Source organism: Neobacillus sp. NPDC093182 (assembly GCF_044754045.1).
This window is the reverse complement of the sequence record NZ_JBIVOI010000020.1, coordinates 1-24701: the sequence shown is the minus strand read 5'-3', so window position 1 is coordinate 24701 and position 24701 is coordinate 1. Positions and strand designations below refer to the sequence as shown.

Below are 24701 nucleotides of genomic sequence, written 5' to 3'. Positions count from 1 at the left end.
TAACAGCTCCTCGTTATGTGAAAATATAAGACCTAATGATAAATGAAATTACATAAATATTATACTATTAATCGTTAAGGAAATGTTATTTCTAACCATTTTTATGGTAATTTTACATTAGGAAAAAATACTGAAAATGTATAATGAAGGCTATCCTTAAAATAAATAGAAAAGGTTAATCTATTACTAAAAAAACAATTTCATTACAATATTATTGATGCGTATAGGTGTTGGGATAACAGATGTAGGTGAATTACTGCTATCATGCAATGGGGACTGTACATTTTCGAAAAGGTATTTTGATAATACTTCGAAATTAACAGGTAAATAGTAACTGGGTCGGCTGTATGTGTATTTTTTATATTTAATGAAGAAGGGAGATATAGGTCTTTCACGTAAGTTTCTACCAGGCTGGCCAATGTACATTAGGTGACTATGTCCGATTAGCTTTTCGACAATATTAGGTAAAGAAGGTATTGAATTTTTTAGCAAAAACAATACTAAAAAATTAAGATTTGGGAGAGGGCTAGTGGTTACCCTCATGTTTTCTGATAATCAAGAAAAGGAACCAGCTTAAGTTTTAGCTGGTTCTATAAGCGTGTTTACTTAATTTAGAATAGCTGTTTGCTAGGCACAGACCAATTTATAGATATAGTTTTTTGGATTCTCTTTTGTGCATTAAGAGTTTTAAATGGATTCTTAAACAAAGAAAATTGAGGATTTTCCTTAATATTACTAATTAATACCACAATATATTTATTTCTCAATTTACTAGCCACATTCCATTCTTTATCTGTAAAGTTAATACCGCCTGTTTCATCAAGTAAGCCCTTTACTTCAAACACTACACTATGTTCTTGGGAGTCCAATTCAAAATCATAACCGCAGCCATCATTTCGTTTGTCAATTAGTCTTCCAGAATAACCTTCTATTTGTCCGTTATTAAATGCTTCAATAAAAAGTTCTTCAGCTTTATTACCTGTAATACCTCTAGTTGTATAAGTTTTAGTATTTCCATTGTTAATATTTTCTTCATTTTCATCGTTGTTAATTATTGTAGTGTATAGATTCAAAGTATTTTCTGTTTTGCCATATGTTTCTAGTATTTCCTTAACTATTTCTGTCATTGCAAATTCACTGAAATGGCTGTAATTTTCAACAACATCTAATCGACTAGGGGTTAGTTCTCTTTGATACCATCCTACACGACCATTCGGATGCAATGGATCAAAGTTCTCTCTCATATTTTTAATGGTGTTCGCCGGCACACTTAAAATCGACCCTATATGGTTGAATGCTTGAGTAAAAGAGGAAAATCCTAAATTGACTAAGGATTTCCTATCAAATTTTGATAGGTAATAAGAAACAATCAAAGCTAGCTTTCTGTTTTCTTCCATAATTTCACCCTTAAATTTTTTTAGTAGGCTCTATGGGCCTGTAATTAATAGTTTAACAATTTATATTCTATAGGGCTATAGTAACATTAGCCACCAATATTTAATTTGATATGGTCTGGTTGCCAATTTTTTGCATTCACTACTTTACAGAATCAGAATTGTATATAGATAATTACACGCATAGAAGTGAAACCTTCAGAGATTGTGTCAATCAAAGATAACTTTTATCATAACGTTACTTGTGTTGAGAGAAACTTTATTAGTTGACTCACCGGATAAATAGAGAGAAATAATTTGCTCATCTTGTCCATTTGTGTTCTTCCTATTCATAGTTCCACCTCTTGTTAGATTAATTAGAAGAAATATTTAATTATATCATTCCTATCAATTTAGGATTAATAGGAACATATCGTAAGTTGAATAGGCAGGGGAAAAGTGCAAGAAAGGGCAATCGTAACTGGTACAATTAAATAATTTAGAACCGTTCTGAAGGGATTTTTAATCGAGAAGGAAGGGTTGCGCATTTTTACGATATATCATGGATAATGATCTCTTTTACCCATAGAAGAACACCAACCTATATACCATATTGAATAATATGATATATAGGTTGGTGTTTATTTAGTTTTCACTGCATTTGGGTCTTTCCAGACTCTCAAGCAGCTATTGAAGGTGTTTATTTATTCAATTACATACAAACTTTTATCTAGGTTACCAATAAATTCAGAGTATGGATTAACGGCAGTTATCGTTAAGGATAATTTCGCACGTGTCATTGCTACATAAAATTTTTTCCGCTCTGTGGATAGAACATCCTTCTCATCCTCACCGGAATATACCCTAAGGTTTGGCATAGCATTTTTACGAAGGTTGGTAACAAATACATGATCAAATTCTAATCCCTTGGCTGAGAAGTAAGTGGTCAATTTAACACCAGGAGACAGTAAATCTGCTCCTTGTTCATTCACAATGACATTTGGAATACCCTGTTCCTCCATTGCTTCAACAAAAGCATTGATCTTTTCGTTTTTTACACAGATTAGTCCGATGGTTGCTGCTTTATCATTTGCTCGAATTTTTTTCACTTTCTCGATTACTCGCTTGATTTCTTCACCATAGGTTTTACATAGCATAACGGTTGGCTTAGGACCCGATCTTTTCGGCAGGGTAGGTTCAATGTATTCTTCATCTTTTACTAACAATTCGTCCTGCTGCTGGAAGCTGTTCGCTAATTGAATGATTTCCTTTGTCGAACGGAAGGTTTGACCTAATACCTTTGTCCGTGTTCCACGGATGTCAATTCCTAAAGTTTTCCAAGAAAAACGGTTTTTATAAATTTGCTGTCCTTTGTCAGCACCAATGGTTAAGCTTTTCTGCGCAAACTGCGCTAATACCATTAATTGCATTGCAGACAAATCCTGTGCTTCATCAATTAAAATATGATCTGGTAATAATTCTTTCGGTATTATATTTGCTTTTTCAAATAAGACAATAGCCACATCATGGAAGTCGATTAATCGATTCTTAAATAGGATAGCATTATATTTGCTGAACACTTCAAAAATCCATATTTTATGCTTTTTGGTGACTCTTATATCCGAACCTCTTCCGAAGCGGGAAGTAGCAAGATATTTTTCTAGGGTATTTATATTTAATCCTTTCATCCAATCAATTTCTTGCGTTAAAAAGGAAATCTCACTTCGGTCCGAATCAAATTTTGGCAGGATGAAGTCAGTAGCATTTTGTTTTCTGACAATATTTCGAGCAAATCTGACTTTTTCATATTTATCTTCACTCGATAATGGATAGGTGCAGCGGTAATTGATTGAGCGAAGGATATTGATTCCCCATGAATGGAAAGTATCTACTGCTAAATCGTCAATGTCAGATTTCGTTGCAAGTTGCTTTAAATAAGACGTCATCGAACGGTTATAGGCAAGTAATAAGATTTTCTTCTCCATTTTTTTTTGTAAATAACGTGCTCGTTCAATTAGTATCGTTGTTTTTCCACTGCCCGGAATACCATTTACCAACAATGATCCTTTTGGTTGGAACTCGATGCATTTTTTTTGTATATCTGTTATAGTCAACTTTTTATTTTTTGGTGCCAATCCTGCCACATCCCCTTAATCATTCCACATTTCGTCAAAATTTATTTCTTCCTGTTCATCTTCTACCATCTGTTCCCGAATACGGCGATATTCTTCAGTTGTTTTTTCATTTGCTTCAATAAAAACCTCTTCTTTTTCGGTTAAATACTCAATTTGTTTCGATTCTATTTGATTGCACTCATTCCAAAAAGAATAGTTACGCACCCCAGGTTGCCCAAGTATATAAACTCTTTTCATCGCCCTTGTAATTGCAACATGTAGCAGTCTGCGATCTTCCTCAATATCAGGATATTTTCCATGTGGAAACGACCGATCTCCCAAGAATAAAACAAAAACGTAAGGAAACTCTAACCCTTTAGCGCTATGAATAGTGTTTAAAAACACTTTATTGTTATCCTCAATAAGGGCTTCAGGATAATCTAATTTCTCACTTAAATGAACGATAGCTTCATAGCCATTTTCACATTGTTCATTTCGCAGTTCCGCTAAGATATCGATCACATTAGTACGATGAGCTGTAATTGGTATTAATGAAGTATCGTGACCGACAAGAGTAATCAATTCTTCAATTGACATATCCATATGAAAGGCACAAATTTCTAATGCTTTTTCATATAACTCAATGGTTGATTGGGCAACTTTTACGGCGTATTGATAAGGAATCCCTTCTGTTTCAAGCAAATTCGCGATATGTGTTCCGTGAGGGGAGTATTCACTATTCTTTCTCACAAGGACAGCGATTTCTTTTGGATTTACACCATTTTCAATCAAGGTTTTTATTTCAGAAAACACAAAGTTTGCTGCCAACTCGTAACGTCCTGAATGAACAAGAACCACATTATCATCTACAACAGTTGTTTTATTTGCTGTTAAGTTCGATTGATATAAATTAGACTGATTCACAATATGATTGGCTAGGTCTAAAATACGCTGCTCAGAGCGATAATTTTTTTCCAAATCAATCGTCTCTAATACTGGTACATTAAGTTTTTCCAGCTTTTTCTTAAATAATAAGATATTATCAATAGTAGAGCCGTTAAAGCTGTATATTGTTTGACGGCTGTCTCCGACCACATTTAAGAATAATTTCTTTGACTTTGCCAACATTAGAATTAATACTTCTTGAGCTACAGATGTATCTTGATACTCATCGATGATTAAATAATCTATGGAATTAATCAAATCTTGATATACAGTTGATTCAGGTTTTGACAATATTTCAATCGCTTCTGTTATTAAACTAGGAAAATCGATTAAATTTAACTTTTTCATTCGTTTGTCAAAATTAGCCCAGTACTCTTTAATCTGTGCAAATGGCAGGTAGATATCCTCACCATTAATCCCTTTAATCAAGAAATCACCTTTCGTACAACATTCCTTAGAAGAATAATAGATTTTATGATTAGGATTTTTCCCTTGCTTTAAAAAGGATATAGCTTGATAGAATTTAGGACAATCCTCGTAATCTATTTTTTTCTTATTTGCCGCATAAAAAATATCCATTGCATTCGATACAATAGATGGTGCATGTTTTCGCCAGTGCTTTCCTTCTTTAATTGCTGATAATACGATTTTAAAGGCAAAACTGTGAAAGGTATTGATCTCTATTTCACTGCCTTCTCCTTCTAATTTTATCATTTCCTTTACTTTCTCATTTAATGAATTTTTCGCGGTATTAGAAAAGGATATTCCTTTTATCTTACTTGGATTGATTCCCATCGATAATTGCAGATAGAGTATTCTAGCAGCAATGGTTGTCGTTTTGCCGGTTCCGGCTCCGGCATGAATGAGAAAATTCCCTGGAGGTGCTTTAATGGCTGTTAGTTGGGCAGTGTTCATGTTTTCGGTAAAAGTATAAATATAAAACGCCCCCATATTTATTTTGTAAGCAATTACATAAATATTATATTATAATTGTATATATATTTTCTAAATATTTCTATCCCCATTTTAATGGAAATTGAGGAGTGTTTTTGTGGAAAAGGAAATGGAGCGCGTTAGAAATGAGTTGTTGGAACGGCTTAGGCTTGAGTTTACCGGACCTAATGAAGAAGAAGAAGAGCTGGAAGAATTACCATCTTTACGGTACATGAATGGCATTCTCTGGCCGCCGGAATCAAAGGTTTCGACTTCAGAGGATGACCAGGTTAAGATTCATGAGAAAAAAGAATCAACAGAGAAAAATACAGAGGAGCAGGATATTCCTTTAAGTAAGTCTCTGAATCCGTCTTCAATTGGATTGTCGTTTGCCGTTGAGCAACAATGTAAAAGCATAAAAGTTATTGCTTCCTATGGAAGATATCATAAGTTAGCCCATAATCACTGGAAGCGGGTCCCTAGACAAGAAATATTCCATGTTGAGGTAAAAGAAACTGAAACGCGGCAGCACCAAATGTTCATAGAGGATAAAGATGTCTACTTGGAATGGATTATCAGAGGGTTTCAAAATAAATATACGATTAGTCTTTTTTTGGTAAACAAAAGATTTTTCTCTAAAGAGATGAAAATCGAGCAAGACTTTGATATTCTTTTTCAGCCGAAAATAGAAGTAGAATCGGGAGATACGAATTTCACTCATCCATTTATGACCAGACAATTAGAAGGGAACAAGGATGTTTTCCCTCTTGAAGAAACGCTAAGTGACGATCTTCTCTATCATGATAAATTAGTTTTTGCCATGGGCCATGGAACATCAGTTGAGTGGTTCGACGTAGATGATAGAACCAAAAGAGCTGGTAAATTAGTGACCAATACTCTTCCACAGTATGAGGTCCCGCGTGTGATTCCTAAGGAATGGGGTGGAGAAGGCTCCTTACGAATGATGGAGTTAGCTAACGCAGCAAATGGGGATGAAGTCTATCAATTATTATATCCTTTATTGCAAGAGTATGATGAATGGATACATAAACTAGATACAAAAATCCAGGATATCGATGACGATTTAAAAGAAATAGCCCAAAAGCATAAAAGCAATTGCCGGACCTCCTATGACAGAATGGCTGCCGGTCTTGAGGTAATTAGGACGAACACAAATGCTTATAAAGCATTTGTCTTTGCCAACCGTGCCATGGCCATGCAGCGGGCACATGGCGTGATTGCACGTGAAAATAAGAAAAAGAAGAATTGGGATTATCAGCCGACAGCCAAAGATTTTTACAAAGCCTATTGGCGCCCTTTTCAGATTGCCTTTATCCTTCAGAGTTTAACAGGAGTTGTGAAACCAGAAGATGACGACCGTCGTATTTGCGATTTACTTTGGTTTCCTACCGGCGGCGGTAAAACTGAAGCCTATTTAGGGCTGACTGCTTTTACACTCGGATTTAGACGGCTCCGTGGAGACATTGGTGGTTTGGATGGGTCAAAAGGGGTAACCGTTATTATGCGGTATACACTGCGTCTGTTAACCATCCAGCAATTTCAGCGAGCTACCTCCTTAATCTGTGCCTGTGAAGTCATTCGAAAAGAAAATACTACTGAATATGGACATGAACCGTTTAGTATTGGTTTGTGGGTTGGCGGTGGCAGTACGCCGAATAAGAGCAAGGATGTAAAACAGGCAATGCAGACTATGTTAGATGCGATGAGAACGAAAAGTCTGGATAATGTTTTTTTTCCAAACGGTTCTCCTTTCCAACTGATTGTCTGTCCATGGTGCGGGTCGCCTCTATTGGATTCACAAATGAATTTACGCCTTTCATATGTGACTGATCCTAAAACAGGTCAATTAAATATCTGTTGTTCAAACAGGAAGTGTAAATTCTCAAAAGTAAATAATCCAATTGGGTTACCTGTTTATGTTGTCGATGATACACTTTACGACCACTATCCAAGCTTAGTTATCGGAACAGTCGATAAGTTTGCAAGAATTCCATGGGTGGAAGAAACAAGTAATCTTTTTGGGAAAAATATAGGAATCCTGCCGCCGGAACTTATTATTCAAGATGAACTCCATTTAATCTCTGGACCACTTGGGACGATTGTTGGATTGTATGAATCCACTATAGATGAGCTTTGTTCCTATGAGGTGAATGGGCAGAAAATAAAGCCCAAAGTCATTGCTTCAACAGCAACGATTCGAAGAGCAAAAGAGCAGGTCCGAGCTTTATTTAATCGGGATTTAGCGATATTTCCAAGCCCTGGGATTAATGCGTCCGATTCATACTTTGCTGTTGAACAGTCTGTTAAAGATAAACCCGGCAGGATTTATTTAGGGGTTTTCGCTCCAGGAAAAAGTATGAAAACAGCCTTACTTCGAATTTATGCTGCACTTCTTGCTTCAACAGGACCCATGAAATATCAGGATGAGAATATTGATCCGTATAGGACGATTGTCGGCTATTTCAATAGCTTACGGGAATTAGGGGGAGCCGTTCGTTTAGTAGAGGATGACGTCAGAGCTAGGATGAATATTTTGGAAAAAAGAACAAAGGGTCAAATTTTTCCTTATAAGTCACGAAAATATAGCTTTGACGTACCAGAATTAACCAGCCGTATTTCGTCTAATAAAATTCCTGAGATATTAGAAAACCTTGAAAAACAAGTGAATGAAGATACCGGAGAAGGAATTCATACAGTATTAGCGAGTAATATGATTTCCGTAGGGATGGATGTTCCTCGTTTGGGTCTAATGGTGGTAAATGCACAGCCAAAGACAACAGCAGAATATATTCAGGCAACTAGCCGTGTTGGGCGGGAACATCCAGGTTTGGTTATCACGTTATATAACTGGGTAAGACCAAGGGATGTGTCTCATTATGAAAATTTTATCGGCTATCATTCCTCTTTGTATCGGTATGTAGAAGCCATCAGTGTCACGCCATTTGCCTCAAGAGCAAGAGATAAAGCATTAGCAGGAATGTTTGTCGCACTCTGCAGACTGCATATTGAAGGCTTTGTTGAAAATGATAGCGCACAGAACATTAAAAACTATACAAATCAAATCAACGAATTAAAAGAAACCATCATTATGCGTGTAAAGGAAATTGACGGTGCAGAAAGAGCAAGTGAAGTAGATGAAGATTTAAGCAAAATCATCAGGATATGGGGTGAAAAAGCAGATCAAGGAAGATTGACCTATACCAAAAAGGGAGAGTCGCCACACCTCATCACATCCTTAGAAAGCGGTGTTAAACAAAATTTTGATGCATTACCCATTCCAAATTCAATGAGAGATGTCGAGCCTCAAATTGGAATTTATTTATTGGAAGACTAAAGGAGTCATTGAAATATGAAGAAACCTATTGGAGAAATACGCCCGAGTCAATTTGTATCAACTTACGGACCTGGGGCTATAATCGATTTACCGGATTACTCAATCATTTTGGCCGGGATAGATTATTGGAATTTGGCTGATACAAAAAAAATCGATGAGCCTAGATTAAGAAAAAGGTTAAGAGTCAATTCCATTCGATCCTTGCCAACCAAAACAAAAGGGGACATCCCAACGATTCCATCCTTTCGTTATCCAACGTATTATGTTTGTCCCAATTGCCGCAAGTTAGCGCCTTTTTACAAATTCACACAAAAAACGGACGGATCTATTTTTTGCAATAACAATAAGGACAACGCGAATTGTGAAAATGTTAAAGCATTCCCTGTCCGGTATCTCTCAGCCTGTACCGGCGGACACCTGAATGATTTCCACTGGAACTCCTTTGTTCATCAAAAAAATCGGTCATGCAAGGAAACCAATCGCCTTTATCTAAGAGATGCTGCCGCTGAAGGAAAACTTGAAGATGTTCAAATTGTTGAATGTAAGGCATGTGATACACGAAGACCGCTTTCAGATGCTTTCGACAAAAGCCAAAAAGCGCTGCCGGCATGCCTAGGGAGACGACCTTGGTTAGGAAAAAACAAAGAGGAAGAATGCGGGAAGGAGCAGCGAATTATCTTGCGTGGCGCCTCAAATATTTATTTCCCAGTAATTGAAGGGGTCTTATCTATTCCGAAAGAGACACAATCTCCTGTTGTAGAAGTACTTGAAGGATTATCAGATAGAATATCTATGATTAACACCTATGAGAAGTTAAAGCTTATGCTTGATATGAATGTCTTTCCAGAGCTTAATCAGTTTTCTCATGAAGAAATTTGGAGAGCCATTACGAACTCAAAGGAAGAAGAGGAGATAAACCATGATGATTTACTTCTTCCTGAATGGAAAGTATTAAGTTCCAATCAAAAAATTAAAGAAGAAAACAATTTATTTGAAATGGAACCTCAGCCATTGACTGGTCAATATGAACATGAAATATCAAATCTTGTCATGGTTCGCCGGTTAAGGGAAGTACGTGTTATCCGAAATTTTACACGTATCAATCCTGCACCCGATGTAACTTCACAGGCGTTCACCGAAGGAGATGAAGCTGATGTTGGTTTTGCTTCCCTCAGCTCAGGTAATCTAGATTGGCTGCCAGGGGTGGAAACATATGGTGAAGGTATCTTTTTTGCCGTGAACGAAGATTATTTACGGGAATGGGAAAAAAGAGACCCGGTAAAGGAATATGAAAAGAATTTAGAACATGTATTTAATCAATATTACGAAGAGCGCCGAATTAAACCGGATTATCGGCCGCCATTTCCAGGGGTACGATATGTCATGTTACATTCCTTGGCACACATTCTGATTCGGCATTTATGCATGCATTCTGGATATTCTGCTTCTTCGTTACGAGAAAGAATCTATTCTCGTAAATCGCCTGAAAAGAAAGACAGCATGGCAGGTGTGTTAATTTATACAGCGTCACCTGATTCTGAAGGAAGTTTAGGCGGTCTAGTGGAATTAGGAAATTCGGAAAAATTTTCGAGTATTTTATGGGAGGCTTTAGAGGAGGCTAGACTCTGTTCAGCCGATCCTCTTTGTTCCGATTATGAGCCTCATCATCACCGTGATTTAAATGGTGCATGCTGTCACTCGTGTTTGCTAATCGCTGAAACATCGTGTGAAAGTACGAATCGATACTTAGATAGAAGTCTACTCGTTGAAACTGTATCGAATCAAAATTTGAACTTCTTTTTAAGGAAATCTTAATGTATAGAAATATTATTGAATTAACCCAAAAATTAAATGATCAGTCTTTTCAAGATTTGTGTGAACTGGTTAAATGTAATCAAATCTCATCTAATAGCGGGGTTAGCAGTATCAGGAGTGCTGCTGCCCGCTTGTCTGTTGACTTGCGGTTTCTTGCCGAATTTATTCGAAGCTGGAAATTGCAGACCATCGATAAAGAAGGCGTTCTGCTAGCTCTTAAAAGTGCCTACGAAACCAAAAAATTATATGAACAAAATCAAGCCAGGGTAGATTTAGCTTGGAATGGCCCATTTTCAAGGAAAAGTGTCGTGACTAAGTCGATTTTTTCTACCATGATTGAAATGATTAATACAATAAAAAGCGATGTATTTGTCGTTGGTTATTCCTTTAGCTCGAATTCAGAGCCCATAGTTGAAATTGTGGACAGGCTAAGATCTGCTGCCAATCGGGGATGCCGCGTATGGGTGGCCCTGCATCATCACCATTACAATTTAGAAAGATTTAAGCGACTATGGGGAGAAAATGGCCCTCCATTTGAGCTATATTATTGGAACGTGCCAGAGGAAAATGTCAGTTTGCATGCCAAATTGCTTTTAGTAGATGAACAAGATTTTTTAATAACCTCCGCAAATTTAACAGAGCATGGAATGAAAAAAAATATAGAAATAGGTCTAAGATATTCTGGAGTATTAATACCAACAAAAATTAAAGAACATTTACTTAACCTAGTTAAAGAAAAAATACTAATCCGATTTTGAAAAATTCGTGCACATTTCTAAAGAAGGTTTGAAATAATTATGAAAATCCGGTAAATATTCATATTCGCCGGATTTTTTGTTTTTTATATTAATCGGTGAAACACTATGAAGCGACATCTAATAAATAATTATATATAAATAAAGCTACCAATGAAAGTCCCAGGCACCTTCCTAATTTTAGACGGCACTTCTCTGCAAGTGGGTAGAAAAGATTAAAGCAGATAATCACTGCAGCAGAAGGTAGAACGATGGTGCATAGAGAAAGAGAAAGTGAATTTAATTAATAAAAATAAAACACTCAGTTGACATATCAATCTGTGTGTGTGTTTCTTTTTATTTAATCTATAGGGAGATTTCTCAAAAATATTATTAATTAAAAGGTTTATATTATAAAAATAGTAATATATTCGACAAAAACCAACATTTTTCACTAGTTCATTTTAGTACTATAGTCTTATAATAAAACAAGCATACAGTACTGTTATTGTTTAATACGTGTGTTTTAATTAATTTCTAGTAGGATTTTTGTAAGTAATTATATCCAAGATATAGGAGAATTGTTTTATTATTATATTAATGAATGATAAGTGTTCATGTACCAATCTAATATTAACTTATATCAAATTAATGTTATCTAACACTTATGTTTAGATAATGGACTTAGGAGGAAACTATGGAGATTGAATTAAGAAAGAAAAAATTAAAAGAAATTCAAGCTGGTGAACCTGCAATGACAGGAATTAAGATAAATTATGATGGCGATAATAAAAGTATGAATGCTTACAAAATACCATTAGATTACTTAATTTATAATCAATATAATGGTAGGATTGGTAGTGCTGTAAAATCTTATGAGAGACAATATCGTGAATTAAATCCTGAAGAGTTGGAAGACAAAAAAATAATTGAACAATTTCTATGGGAATCTCAAGAAAAACGAAATGAAAAAACTGAAAAAAACTTAGTAGAATATGGTCAACAACAATATGGAATAGTTACTAGTGACGGTATAATCATCGATGGAAACAGAAGAGCAAGTTTATTAAATCGAATTTATAGAAATAGAGATAAATGGGCAAAAAAAAGTCACAATGTAGACCATTGTCAATATTTTATAGCTGTTATTTTACCGGAAGACGCAGACAAAAAAGCAGTAATTAAGCTAGAAACAACATATCAGTTAGGGGCTGATGAAAAGCTTGATTATAATCCAATAGAAAAGTACCTTAAATGTAAGGATTTAAAAGAAGAAGGTTTTACAGTAAATGATATCGCTAATATGATGAGCGAAAACCCAAAGGAAATTACAAAAATTTTAGAAATAATGGATTTAATGGATGATTACCTGGATTATTTAGATTATTCAGGTATATATACAAGATTAGAAAAAAGAGAAGGTCCTATGGTTGACTTGCATAGTTATTTAAAACAATATAATTCTCCAAATGGATGTAACAAAGTAAATTGGGATTATGATGAAAGCGACGTTTCCGATTTAAAATCTGTTTGCTTTGATTATATTCGCGCACAATATGAAGGAAAAGAATTTAGAACTATTGCCAAGCCAAGTAAAAAAGATGGGATATTTTGTAACGAAAAAGTTTGGAATAGTTTTTTAGAAAAACATATGGATGTTATAGAAAATATCGAAGAACCACCACCAAGTAAAATATTTAATGATAATCCAGATGTAAGTAGATCTAAGCTTCTTACAACTAGAGATAATGACTGGAGTAAAAAAATAAAACTAACTTTACAAAATAATTTGAAAAACTCAGAAGGTGCACTGGAAAATTTCAAGCAAGCAAATGAACCATTAGAGCTTTTAAATAGGGCCTTAAATACACTACAATCAATTAATATAGATTCACTATCGAAAAATGAGGAATTAAAGACCATTGAAGAATTAATGGGAATAGTCGATAAGTTCAAAACAAAATTTAGCAATTAACGAGGATTGTTACTATGTCATCAATTTCAATTGAATTAAATGAAAATGAGGGTACTTATATATTAAGTGGTGCAACAGAAAAACTAATCTCAAATAAAAGAGCAAAAATATACCTAAAAGATTATTTAGCAGCTTATATTAGTGATGAAAGTAAAATTATTGTATCTTATGAACAAACAGAAAAAGAAGATAAACTAGTAAAAATACAAAAAATGTTAAAAAAATTTAATATCACCGAAGAAAGATCTGTTAATGTAGAGGAATCTCTTAGTGAATTTTTTCAAGAAGAGCGAAGTTTTGATTTGTTTTCACAAAAGGCTAAAGGAATTAGAAATCAAGATGTTAATCAACAGGAATTTAATGAATTCGTGGAGTGTCTTAAAGTTAATCTTCCTAATAGACGTTTATATGAACTTCAATTATTGTCAGCTTTCCATTTAGCTTTTTCACAAAATGCTTGTAATTTTTCAGTCCCAGGTGCTGGTAAAACTAGTATTGTTTATGGCGCATATTCCTATTTAAAGGCATTACAAGATTCAAACCAGAAAAAAGTTGACAAATTACTTATTATTGGTCCATTAAGCTCTTTTGGCCCATGGGAAAATGAATATGAAGAATGTTTTGGATCCAAACCTCCATCAATAAGGCTTTCCGGAGGTATTTCTAAAACAGCTAGAATACACCATTTATTTTCTACCTCTCCAGCAGAACTAACCTTACTTTCATATCAAGGTGTTGTATCTTTGAAAGATGACTTGATTCAATTTTTAAAAATGAATAAAGTTATGGTAGTATTGGATGAGGCTCATAAAATAAAAAACACTGATGGAGGGGTAATTGCTCAATCAGTCTTAGAATTGGCTAAATATAGTAAATCAAGAGTGATTTTAACAGGTACTCCTGCACCAAACGGATATGAAGACTTGATGAATCTTTTTAAATTTATTTGGCCAACAAAAAAAATTATTAATTTTAAGAAATATCATTTAGAGGAAATGTCAGAGAATTCTAATGACGAAAGGATTACAGAACTAGTAAACAGCATTGAACCTTATTATATTAGAATAAAAAAACAGGATTTAGGAATTCCGAATCCCATAAATAATCCTCCAATCATTGTCCGAATGAATAACGTACAGGAAAAAGTGTATAAGTTTATAGAAAGTAAATATATGGATTATTTGATTGATAGTGATCAAGCAGGAAATGATTTGAAAAGCTACTTAGTTAAAGCTCGTTTGATTAGAATGATGCAAGCTGCAACAAATCCGAGGTTACTTACCACGCCTTTAATAAATTATTTAGAAGATAGCCAATTAGCAAATGAAAATTTCATTGATGATTCTGAAATAATTAGTTTAATTTTCAACTATCATAACATTGAAGTTCCGAATAAGTTTATTGTAGCAAAGAATCTGATTCTAGAAAAAATCGGGAAAAATGAAAAGGTTATTGTATGGATGACATTTATTGAAAATATGTTGCAATTTAGTGAATATCTAAAAGCTTGTGGAATAGAAAATAAGTTGTTATACGGAGCCGTGCCGGTTGAATCAGATTCTAATGATTCCACAGAATTTGAAACTAGAGAAAGTATAATTCGCGAATTTCATAATAATAATTCATCTTTTCAGGTTATTATTGCTAATCCCTTTGCTACCTCAGAGTCAATATCTTTACACAAGGTATGTCACAATGCAATTTACATTGAAAGAACGTTTAATGCAGCACAATTTATACAATCAAAGGATAGAATACACAGATATGGATTGAAGAAAACAGATACAATTAATTACTATTATCTGGTTAGTGAGAACACTATTGATGAAGTAATCCATGAAAGGTTAGCATTAAAAGAGCAAAGGATGACAGAATTAATTGAGAATTCCGATATCCCTCTCTTTAGATTTCTTGAGGAGGAATTTGAGGATGACGATATCAAGGTGATGATTAATAAATATGTTCAAAGAACTAACTAAATATAATAGTTTTGGAAAGAGAGAAGATTTCCTATTTTTGTTTGGAGAACTTCTCTCTTCCAATTCACAAAAATTGGATAATATTATTAAATATTGTTTAAGTAGAACCAACTATCAAGCATTACCAGTAAGGGCAATTACTAAATTACTTTATACACTATCTTTAGTCGACATAGACTCCAGTGAGAATATTTACCTTACTTATGATGGCTTAGATATAAAAAAATCTATTCAAACTGATTCTTCACTTAGAGAATTCACTATACTTGTTGTACAAAAAATATTGATAGAAATTATTGATATAAATAATTTTTCATTTGATGCTGTGATTGGTTCATTTACTATTAAAAATAATAATATTCCTTTTCAATTTTCAGGAATAAGAAATTTACTGCTTAAATTAGATTTTTTTTATTATGGGACCAACAGCAACCTTTTAGTTGTAAATAATGACTTTCTAAAGGATTTAGAGAAACTAATTAAAGTAAGAAGAAAAACTATTTCATATGAAGAATTTAAAAGAATTCAAGAACATAAAGAAGCTATAGGTCAAATGGCAGAAGATTTTGTAATTGACTTTGAAAGGAAAAGATTAAAATGCTTGGGCAGGGGTGACTTAGAAAAAATCATGAAAGTTTCTGATATAGATGTAGGAGCCGGATATGATATTATTTCATTTTTAAGTTGCAATTCTGAAGCTTATGATAAATTCATTGAAGTTAAATCATATGATGGAATACCAAGTTTCTTTTGGTCAATTAATGAGGTAAGAGTTTCAGAAAAGAAAAATGAAAACTATTTTCTTTATTTAGTTGACAGAACTAAAATAGAATCTGAAAATTATGAACCGCTAATTATTTGTAATCCTTATACAAATGTATTTAATAGTTTAGAAACATGGACTAAAGAACCGCAAACATGGTATTTTAAATTGAAACCATAAAACTAAATTAATTTTGAAAAACTTAAGAAATAGGTGGAAAGTATGAAAGTAGCTGATTTTTTTTGTGGTGCAGGAGGATTCTCTGAGGGGTTCCGTATGGCAGGGTTTGATATTGTTTTGGCTGTCGATAAATGGCAACCAGCACTAATAACTCATGAAAAAAATCATCACAAAGCAGAGACAATTCCTTATGATGTGGAAGCATTATCTTTATTACCAGAAGATGAATTTGAAGAAATAGTAAAAGATACTGAAATAATTATTGGCTCACCACCTTGTGTTGCCTTTTCTAATTCAAATAAATCTGGTAAGGGAGACAAATCCCTTGGTATTAGGCTGGTTGAGTCTTATCTAAGAATTATTGCAAGAAAAAAATTTAAAGATAATCCAACTCTAAAATACTGGATTTTAGAAAACGTTCCTAATGTTAAAGATTTTATTAAAGATAAATATACAGCTAGTGAATTAAATATTACACAATTTGGTTTTGAAGACTCGCCATCAAATGTACTTTATGTTAAAAATGACTCAAGTGGAATATACAACGCTAAATATTATGGTGTAGCACAAAATAGAAAACGTTATTTTTGTGGTGACTTTCCGAAGCCAAAAAAATGTATAGAAAATGATAAAGATATTGTACCCTTGAAAAATATTTTAGATGGTGTAGGTTCACCAATAAAATCAACTATAAAAGCCCATATTACTGATCCTAATTATCCTACATTAAAAGTAAAATCTTGTCATTTAACTGACCATTTTTATATACAAGAAATAGCGAAACATGAATGGGAAAAGGCTAAAAGAGCCAAAACTGATAAAGGCTACATGGGAAAAATGTCTTTTCCTGAAAACCTTAATAACCCATCAAGAACTATCATGGCTACAATGTCATCGAGCTCTAGAGAATCTATTATTTATGGAATTGAGGGTAGTTCAAATAAATATAGAAATCCAACAATCAGAGAGATTGCATCAATAATGAGCTTTCCCCTAGATTATAAATTTTATGGAGATTCTATACTTACTAAATATAGGTTAGTTGGAAATGCTGTTCCTCCAAAATTATCTTTTGCTTTTGCAAAAGAAATTGCAATTATAGAAAAAATGCATATTCCAAAAGAATACTTAAAAGATAGTAAAAGAGATGTTTACGATACTGATTTTACTAATTTAAATAATGCAGAATTTACACCTAAAGCTGAGAAACGTAAAGAGCTTCAAAAGGCAAGATTTAAGTATCATATTCCATATTTAATTATGGATGCATATAGAGTGGAACTAACAAATTATAAATCAGATTTTCATAATCAATCATTTAAATGGGAAGTTGAATTACACAAAGGCCAGGGAAAAAGTAGTAAAGTGTTCTACCCGAAAGATGTAGTTATTGATTATATAGATCAATCATTAATGGATGAAATAAAAAATTTTACTCATAATATTACAAGTTCAATTACTTCCTTTTTCATGCTTCAGGAGAATTACTGTATGACAAATGATGAACGTCAAGAAAAAAACATTATGGGACCAGATGAAATACTGGAATCCGTTAGAAAATTTATTGATACTATTTCGAATAACAATGTAAAGAATAGTATAAATCAGACTGAAATTTCACTTTTGGGACAATTAATTCCATCTGAAATTGGAGTTGGCTTAATAATTCTAAATGAAATTATTGAAACGATATGTGAAAAGGATAATTCTGAAACTAGTCTTGTTGCTATGGGAGAAAGATAATTTATGAAGTTAAGAATTTATAGTCATAATTCCGCTGATAATATCCTTTTGCAAGAGCCTTTTTATGATTGTTATAAAGAGTTGATATGGGTTTGCGAAAATACTCCTTTATCAGTATACAAAAACAAGTCTAATGCTCAAGCAAAGTTAGATATTGTGCAACAAATAATGGACAGTTATCTAAATGTACAATTTAAAACACTCGGCTGGGATGCAGGTTATCCGTTTAGAATAAACGATGAATATATCAAGCTTGATTATTTAAAAGAATTTACTTCAAAGGACAATTCATTTGGAATACATCTAGAAGTTGAATTTGGCAATGTAGCAAGTTCATATAGAAATTATTTCAAATTGCAATTAGTTAATAACATGACCAAAAATAATATAGGTATAATTATTTTGCCTACAGAGTCCCTATCAAAAAGAATCGATAGTGGAGTAGCAACATTTGAAAAAACAATTAATGAAATATCTTTTGCAAAATATATATTTAATTTTCCTTTATTAATTATTGGATTAGATGATAATGGCACTGAAGAAATAAATTTAAAAAATACTGACTTGTCTCTTAAAGAATTACAAAACAAAGCAAATATAAAACATGAACTTTTTGTTTTGGATTATATTAATTCTCTAGGACAAAAGTCTCCTTCTTATTAAATGTACCGTCCATTATTGTTTTAGTGGACGGTTCTTTTCGATAAACTGACTGATACTTGGATAATTGAACTGGTTCATATGGCGAACTCCATTAATGCTGATTCCGTAATGTAGTTGAAGGTGAAACAATTGGGCATTGAAAAATGACCAAATGGTTCAGTGATAAGAGTGTGTATGCTTCTTAATTCGGGTACTAAATATTGAAATAATATTGTAATTGTTAAAACTGATGTAAATGGTTAGGAATGGTGAAAACTTGAATTATAAAAGGCTTTTAAATAGTGTTGGAAAAACAAGTTTTATTGAAAATTATGAAGGGTATAAGAATTTGTTCTTAAAAGGAGAAACTCTTACTTCAGAACATAAAAAAATATTTGCTAATGAGCTATATGACAAAAATCGTGAATCCACTTCTCTTCAAGCACAATTAACTCGTGTAAACTGTGCAATTAATATATTTAAGAATGGTTGGGAGAAGGAAGCGCTAAATGACATTGTACTATCTACTAGTAAAAGTGTTTCAAAAGAAGTCATAGAAAAAGCAAATAAGTTATTAAATAACTAAAAGATATATTTACTAGAAGAGCAATTGAATAGGATATCTTTGATGAAGCACTAAATGAATTTCTTGATATTTATTCTGGTGAAACTGTCCCATTAACTAAAGAAACCCTCGAAACGTATCGAGCAAATTATGATCAAATATCAGCGAAAACATCATTGTGGATGAATTCCATCATGCTGCGGTGGATTCATATAAACGTGCATTAGATTATTTTTAGCCGAAAATTTCACTAGGGATAACAGCGACTCCTAATTGAAATGACAATCACAATGTAAATGGTCTTTGTGATTGGAACGTTGCATTCAGATTAGATTTCTTGGAAGCGATTAACCGGCAATGGTTAGGACCCTTTACCTATTATGGGGTTTATGATGACACAGACTATAATCAAATAACATGGCTGGGAAATCGATATGCTGAAGAGGAATTACTACAAGTTCAATTAAGAGAAGAATTAGCTAAAAAGATATTACATGCTTGGAAAGAGAAGAAGCAGACTAGAACACTAGGATTTTGTTCGTCTATTAAACAAGCAGACTTTTTTTCAAAATACTTTAATAACCATGGCTCATACAGTTAGTCTCCATTCTCAGCAAACTGGAATCAGTAGAAATCAGGCCATTCATCACTGACAAAGGGTGAAATGGATATTATTTTCACGGTTGACCTTATCAATGAAGGTGTAGATATTCCAGCCGTAGACACGCTTTTATTTGTCAGGCCTACGGAATCATTGACTGTTTTTACTTAACAAATAGTCCGTGGACTTCGACTGCATCCTCACAAGGAAAAATGTGTAATTATTGACTTAATCGGAATTTATCGTAATGCGGATATTAAATTAGCATTATTTGATACACAACCTAATGGTGGTAAAACTAGAAACATCCAACCAACATTTCTGGGCTTTTGTGAGATTGATTTGGATGTTAATGTCATTCACCTTCTTAAAGAAATAATCAAAAAACGCCAACCGAGAAGAGAGAAGCTTTTCCATGATTTTATGGATTTAAAGAGGGATATAGGAAGAAGACCTACCTATTTGGAATTACATTTACAGTGAGCTACTGATTCTCCTCAATATCGACAGGAATTTAATTCTTATATAAGTTTTCTTAAGTGGGTGTCATTAAAAATCATGAGGATATTCTATTCGAATGGACAAAGGAAAATTGTAAATATCGCCTACATTATCACTTTGAACGAAGGCAAGATCGCCAATAGGACTATAATATGAAGTCAAAAGGGCTGCTAAAAATAAGCGTCCCTTTTGACGTTTTTATGCTTCTATTGGCTTACTTCATTCTTACCAAGTAATATGTCTATTATTGTAAATTGGTGGATGTTATAATGTGAGTATTGCACTATTATTATAGTAGAAATATTTATTAATAATATTCATAAATTTTTTTCATTGAAAAAATGATATTTTTTTCAAAAATACAATTTTTTACAATAGATATGTATATTTGGAGGATTGAAAATGAAGACCTTTTGGAATTTTCCTGCTGCAGTCGGCGGGATGATCAATTCAATTAATAATGCGGGGTTGGAAACGTTCCGTGGCAATGCCTTGGATTCAATAACCAGAGAAATTTGCCAGAATTCCCTGGATGCTGTTAAGGATAAGAACAACCCAGTTGTGGTGGAGTTTAATCGTTTTTCCATGCCAATCAATAACTTTCCTAAGCGGTACGAGTTAATCAACGTCTTTAAACTTTGCAAACAAACCTGGGAAGGTCATAATCAAAAAAGTGAAGATTTCATTGAACAAGCATTATCCATTTTAGGTCGAAATGAAATCAGTTTCTTAAGAATAAGTGATTTTAATACAAAAGGCTTAGAAGGTGCAAGGGAAGGTGATCTTGGATCGCCTTGGTCCTCCTTAATCAAAGAAGCAGGATCCTCCAATAAAGAAGGAGATTCTGGCGGTAGCTTTGGTATCGGAAAGTCAGCTCCATTTCTCAATTCTAATTTGAGAACGCTTTTTTACTCCTCTTATGATACTTCAGGATATCAATCACATATTGGTGTAGCAAATATTATGTCATTTAAAAAGAATGATAACCAGGTGACATTAGGTAATGGATATTACACGCATAATGATCACTCAATGGCCATTCCAACTTTAATACATCTTGATGAGAGCTTCCAAAGAAATGAAACGGGAACGGATATCTATGTTTCGGCTTTTGAACCTAAGGAAGATTGGGAAGTTGAAATAAAAAAATCTGTTTTATTCAACTTTTTTATTACTGTTTTTAAGGGGAATTTGATTGTCAAAATTAACGATTTTGAAATCAACGATCAAAATATTGGTCAATTGATTTATGAGTTAGAAGACACGGAAGATAACAGGATTTTAAAGAATTATTATAATCTTTTAATCTCCAACAAAACCATTAAAATCCCGTACCCAGCCATTAACTATTCCAAAGGGACTCGTTTTGAAGAAGGAGAAGCGGAACTCTATTTACTCAATGGTGAGGACTTAAACAGGAGAGTATTAATGACGAGAAAAACAGGAATGCGTATTTTTGAGCAAAAGAATATTAGCGGGAGCATATCGTTTACTGGGCTTTTGATGATAACTGGATCACAGATGAACAACATCTTTAAACAAATGGAGAACCCTGCACACAATGAGTGGGCGCCGGAGCGGTATGAGAAGGATCTTAAGTTAGCCAAAAAGGTATATGCTGATTTAAGGAAATTCATCCGTGACACTGTGAAGAATACTTTTCAGGAAAAAATTACAGATGAAATGGATGCTGTTGGATTAAGCGACTTTTTACCAAATAAGGACTTTAGTGACTCATCCTCCGTGAGTAAGACAGAATCATTAAATTCATCAATAAAGGCAATTGTTACGAAACATAAGGAAAAAGAAACACCTAAAGCAACTAGAAAAAAAGGGAAGGACACGAAGGAATTTGAAGAACAGTTAGCTGGGGAATATGGTATTTCTCCAACAGGTGATCAAGGTAGAAACGGTACTGGTGAACATACTGACGGAGGAACAGAAGGTGCCGGCGCAGCCAATACTGGCGGAAATAACGAGATGGATGAAAATCAATGTGGAGAACAAGGAAATCGCAGTGAGAGAAAACCTAGTAAACACCCAATTCAGGTTAAGCAAAGATATGTTTGTGTTGATCGAAATAATGGTAAATATAAGTTTAATATTGTACCAGGAAAGACTCTGTCAAGAGGTCGTTTGGTGTTTAGTGTTGTAGGGGAGCAAAGTGATTATGATTTGCCGATTAAAGCTGCCTTTACAGATGATGGTAATGTTACGATTGAAAAAATAAGTTCTAACACTGTATACCTTAACACTCTTACAAAAAATAAGGGTGTTGTGTTAAATGTTGAGATTGATTATTCCAATTATTGCGTGATGGAGGTGGAATTGTATGAAGATTAATCATTCCTATCCATACCCTGTTCTTTATATGAATAATGACGACTATTTGGATTCAAGCTTTAACACGAAAATCCAAGTTTATGAATCGTTTGGTGAAGTGAAGATTCATGCCGATTTTGAATTAATTAACCAAGGAATTCAGGATTTAATTGACAATCACTATGGGGTTTATTTAGTTCATATTGAATGTGGTCAGACTAGTTATCGTCAAGCCTATCAAACTAGTAAAAAGACACTGGACATTTCAATCCCAACAAGTGTGCTCCGAGGAAAAATATTAATCCATTCCTTTATTATTGCCAGTGAGAAAATTGATAACTATCAAAACCAATTGTTAAATGATTGGTTTAAAGATATTGCAATTTCTTTTGAAAAAGGAAACTTACTCGCAATTGGGGATGCGATTGAAACGACTTTATTCGAAGAGAATTTAGAACTTTTAAATCTGCCTTCCATTGCTAAAGTAACGAAATCGAATAAAAATGAATTCATGGAAGTGGATATCCACTCCAACTTTATTACGATTTCACTACCGGAATATGAATATAACCAATATGCATCAAATGCTAATTCAAGATTAAAGAACACCATCTTGTCCACTGTCATTGTTCCGAGTTTAGTATATGTATTTTCAAAACTACAAGATAACCGTGAAGACTTGGAAGGGTACACCTGGTATCAAGTGTTGGAGAAAATTTTTGCTGATAACAATGTTAACATTCACGACGTCGGTACGGATTCATTGTCGGCTTTGAAGGCTGCTCAACTGGTATTAAGAAAACCATTAAAAACCAGCCTCGAAGAAATTGAGAAGCTAAATAAAATGGAGGATTAAAGTGAAATTATCATTCATTACAGATGAGACTCTAATGGATTTACGGACGAATTATGATTCATATAAAGAACATTACTATACAAAAGATAACGTTTGGTTTGACAATTATTTTCGTGAAGAGGGTCGAGTAGTTGAATCCAAAATTGACTTTGAAATGCCAGAATTTAACTACCATGAAGACTATGCTTTCAGTGATAGAGAAAATGTAAAAGTCATTTATGATTCCCTAAAACATTTTACCGTATCTCAAGCAACACAAGAAAAACTTTGGTCAGGATTAGCTCATTTACAGTTTAGAGATTTTACCTACTATCGCTTAAAAAGTGAATTACAAGATAAAAAGGATCAACGAATCAATACAGCCATTTTCTTTAAAAATGGTAGTAAACGCTCATTATTTGTACACATTCTAGCTCGATTGTGGTGGGTAGGATATATGACCCATGATGAATCTAATACTAGTAATCCCTACTGGTTAACGGACTTCTTCACTGAAAAAGATTTCTCTGCAAGATGTGTTGTTTTCTTTTCAAGTAATTTTACATCTAACCGCAATATTACCAGGGGTATTCTAAAATCAATTATTAAGCTTGAAAAAAGAGGAATTCAGATTAAACGAGATCACTTTGTTCAGGCAAATAAATATTTGAATGTAGTTGGCGGGGCGATGATCTTAGATATGCTCTCGACTGATGAAGTGGAAGAAATGATTGATCAGTATTTGGTTAAATATTATAGTTTGGAAGTCGGAGTATAATAGATAATTTTCCAATGATATAATGAAGAAGGTCTAATTAATACAGTAGAGGATTTTAAACGATATTCTATAATATTAATACCCCGTCCCTTTTTGGAACGGGGGTTTTTCATTTGGAGTAATTCGATTAAATAGTTAAGCAAATCTATTCCTTTGCCTTAAAACACCTTTTTTACCAGATCAATAAGCGTACCCTTATTTTTTAATCCGAATGTAGGCAATCAATCTATTTAAATCTTTAATGGTTAACTTGGAAGGTTCAATTGCCAGTTCAAATTCATTTTTATTTTTTCAATCAAAGAAAGTGCATACTCAATTTGCTTTGCTGACAAAGTGTAATCCTCATCTTCATATTGAGTGTCTGTCACCACCCGAGATTAGTGGTTTTCTGTCGAAAAAAATAGGAGTGTCAGTACTATCTACCAAAGGGATCATAGCCGGAACAGACCCTGGGGTGTAACCGTCAAGTAGAAATCAACAGTTTTTAATAAATAAGATTAAACAGTTTTTATCAATTAAGATTCAACACTTTGATAATCAAATAATGC

Annotated in this window: 15 protein-coding genes and 1 pseudogene; 13 read left to right on the top strand and 3 right to left on the bottom strand. The window is 33.6% G+C overall.

The window, feature by feature from the left end; genetic code table 11:
• Positions 1–611 precede the first annotated feature (611 nt).
• The 3 genes from ACIQAA_RS27470 to ACIQAA_RS27460 all read right to left on the bottom strand — a co-directional run bounded on the left by ACIQAA_RS27470 (position 612) and on the right by ACIQAA_RS27460 (position 5383).
• Positions 612–1397, bottom strand: a complete 786-nt coding sequence (locus ACIQAA_RS27470) for a protein NO VEIN domain-containing protein (RefSeq protein WP_402626073.1) — start codon at positions 1395–1397, stop codon at positions 612–614.
• Positions 1398–2077: 680 nt separating this feature from the next.
• Positions 2078–3508, bottom strand: a complete 1431-nt coding sequence (locus ACIQAA_RS27465; protein ID WP_402626071.1) for a 3'-5' exonuclease — start codon at positions 3506–3508, stop codon at positions 2078–2080.
• Between the two features lie 15 nt (positions 3509–3523).
• A complete protein-coding gene (locus ACIQAA_RS27460; RefSeq protein ID WP_402626069.1) occupies positions 3524–5383 on the bottom strand; it encodes an ATP-dependent helicase in 1860 nt (619 codons plus the stop codon).
• A gap of 100 nt (positions 5384–5483) precedes the next feature.
• Here ACIQAA_RS27460 and ACIQAA_RS27455 point away from each other — a divergent pair, with 100 nt between their 5' ends.
• From ACIQAA_RS27455 to ACIQAA_RS27395, 13 genes and pseudogenes are all read left to right on the top strand, one after another.
• Positions 5484–8720: a helicase-related protein gene (locus tag ACIQAA_RS27455; protein WP_402626067.1), complete on the top strand. Its 3237-nt coding sequence runs from the start codon at positions 5484–5486 to the stop codon at positions 8718–8720.
• Positions 8721–8735: 15 nt separating this feature from the next.
• The gene (gene drmB, locus ACIQAA_RS27450) at positions 8736–10535 is read left to right on the top strand and encodes a DrmB family protein (RefSeq protein ID WP_402626066.1); all 1800 of its coding nucleotides are present in this window, start codon (positions 8736–8738) and stop codon (positions 10533–10535) included.
• Positions 10535–11293, top strand: coding sequence for a phospholipase D-like domain-containing protein (locus tag ACIQAA_RS27445; protein WP_402626064.1), 759 nt, complete (start codon positions 10535–10537; stop codon positions 11291–11293). The genes drmB and ACIQAA_RS27445 overlap by 1 nt, the downstream gene beginning before the upstream one ends.
• Positions 11294–11966: 673 nt before the next feature.
• Positions 11967–13244, top strand: a complete 1278-nt coding sequence (locus ACIQAA_RS27440; RefSeq protein WP_402626062.1) for a hypothetical protein — start codon at positions 11967–11969, stop codon at positions 13242–13244.
• Between the two features lie 14 nt (positions 13245–13258).
• Positions 13259–15223, top strand: coding sequence for a DEAD/DEAH box helicase (locus tag ACIQAA_RS27435; RefSeq protein ID WP_402626060.1), 1965 nt, complete (start codon positions 13259–13261; stop codon positions 15221–15223).
• Complete coding sequence (locus ACIQAA_RS27430) at positions 15204–16166, top strand: protein NO VEIN domain-containing protein (protein ID WP_402626058.1); 963 nt, start codon at positions 15204–15206, stop codon at positions 16164–16166. The genes ACIQAA_RS27435 and ACIQAA_RS27430 overlap by 20 nt, the downstream gene beginning before the upstream one ends.
• A gap of 42 nt (positions 16167–16208) precedes the next feature.
• A complete protein-coding gene (locus ACIQAA_RS27425) occupies positions 16209–17909 on the top strand; it encodes a DNA cytosine methyltransferase (protein ID WP_402626056.1) in 1701 nt (566 codons plus the stop codon).
• A gap of 3 nt (positions 17910–17912) precedes the next feature.
• Entirely contained in the window at positions 17913–18572 is a 660-nt protein-coding gene (locus ACIQAA_RS27420) for a BglII/BstYI family type II restriction endonuclease (RefSeq protein WP_402626054.1), read from the top strand.
• Positions 18573–18828: 256 nt separating this feature from the next.
• Positions 18829–19137, top strand: a complete 309-nt coding sequence (locus ACIQAA_RS27415) for a hypothetical protein (protein ID WP_402626053.1) — start codon at positions 18829–18831, stop codon at positions 19135–19137.
• Positions 19138–19288: 151 nt separating this feature from the next.
• Positions 19289–20374: pseudogene (locus ACIQAA_RS27410) on the top strand (DEAD/DEAH box helicase); the annotation flags it as partial.
• Between the two features lie 246 nt (positions 20375–20620).
• The gene (locus ACIQAA_RS27405; protein ID WP_402626051.1) at positions 20621–22561 is read left to right on the top strand and encodes a hypothetical protein; all 1941 of its coding nucleotides are present in this window, start codon (positions 20621–20623) and stop codon (positions 22559–22561) included.
• The gene (locus ACIQAA_RS27400; RefSeq protein WP_402626049.1) at positions 22551–23396 is read left to right on the top strand and encodes a hypothetical protein; all 846 of its coding nucleotides are present in this window, start codon (positions 22551–22553) and stop codon (positions 23394–23396) included. Before ACIQAA_RS27405 ends, ACIQAA_RS27400 begins: the two co-directional genes overlap by 11 nt.
• Position 23397: 1 nt before the next feature.
• Positions 23398–24153 (top strand): DUF6339 family protein, encoded by a 756-nt coding sequence (locus tag ACIQAA_RS27395; protein ID WP_402626047.1) that lies wholly within the window; start codon positions 23398–23400, stop codon positions 24151–24153.
• Positions 24154–24701 lie beyond the last annotated feature (548 nt).

Bases quoted from the DNA above. Each gene is read 5' to 3' on its own strand.
- ACIQAA_RS27470 (WP_402626073.1), bottom strand. From the start codon at position 1,397: ATGGAAGAAAACAGAAAGCTAGCTTTGATTGTTTCTTATTACCTATCA.
- ACIQAA_RS27460 (WP_402626069.1), bottom strand. From the start codon at position 5,383: ATGGGGGCGTTTTATATTTATACTTTTACCGAAAACATGAACACTGCC.
- drmB (WP_402626066.1), top strand. From the start codon at position 8,736: ATGAAGAAACCTATTGGAGAAATACGCCCGAGTCAATTTGTATCAACT.
- ACIQAA_RS27445 (WP_402626064.1), top strand. From the start codon at position 10,535: ATGTATAGAAATATTATTGAATTAACCCAAAAATTAAATGATCAGTCT.
- ACIQAA_RS27440 (WP_402626062.1), top strand. From the start codon at position 11,967: ATGGAGATTGAATTAAGAAAGAAAAAATTAAAAGAAATTCAAGCTGGT.
- ACIQAA_RS27435 (WP_402626060.1), top strand. From the start codon at position 13,259: ATGTCATCAATTTCAATTGAATTAAATGAAAATGAGGGTACTTATATA.
- ACIQAA_RS27430 (WP_402626058.1), top strand. From the start codon at position 15,204: ATGTTCAAAGAACTAACTAAATATAATAGTTTTGGAAAGAGAGAAGAT.
- ACIQAA_RS27425 (WP_402626056.1), top strand. From the start codon at position 16,209: ATGAAAGTAGCTGATTTTTTTTGTGGTGCAGGAGGATTCTCTGAGGGG.
- ACIQAA_RS27420 (WP_402626054.1), top strand. From the start codon at position 17,913: ATGAAGTTAAGAATTTATAGTCATAATTCCGCTGATAATATCCTTTTG.
- ACIQAA_RS27405 (WP_402626051.1), top strand. From the start codon at position 20,621: ATGAAGACCTTTTGGAATTTTCCTGCTGCAGTCGGCGGGATGATCAAT.
- ACIQAA_RS27400 (WP_402626049.1), top strand. From the start codon at position 22,551: ATGAAGATTAATCATTCCTATCCATACCCTGTTCTTTATATGAATAAT.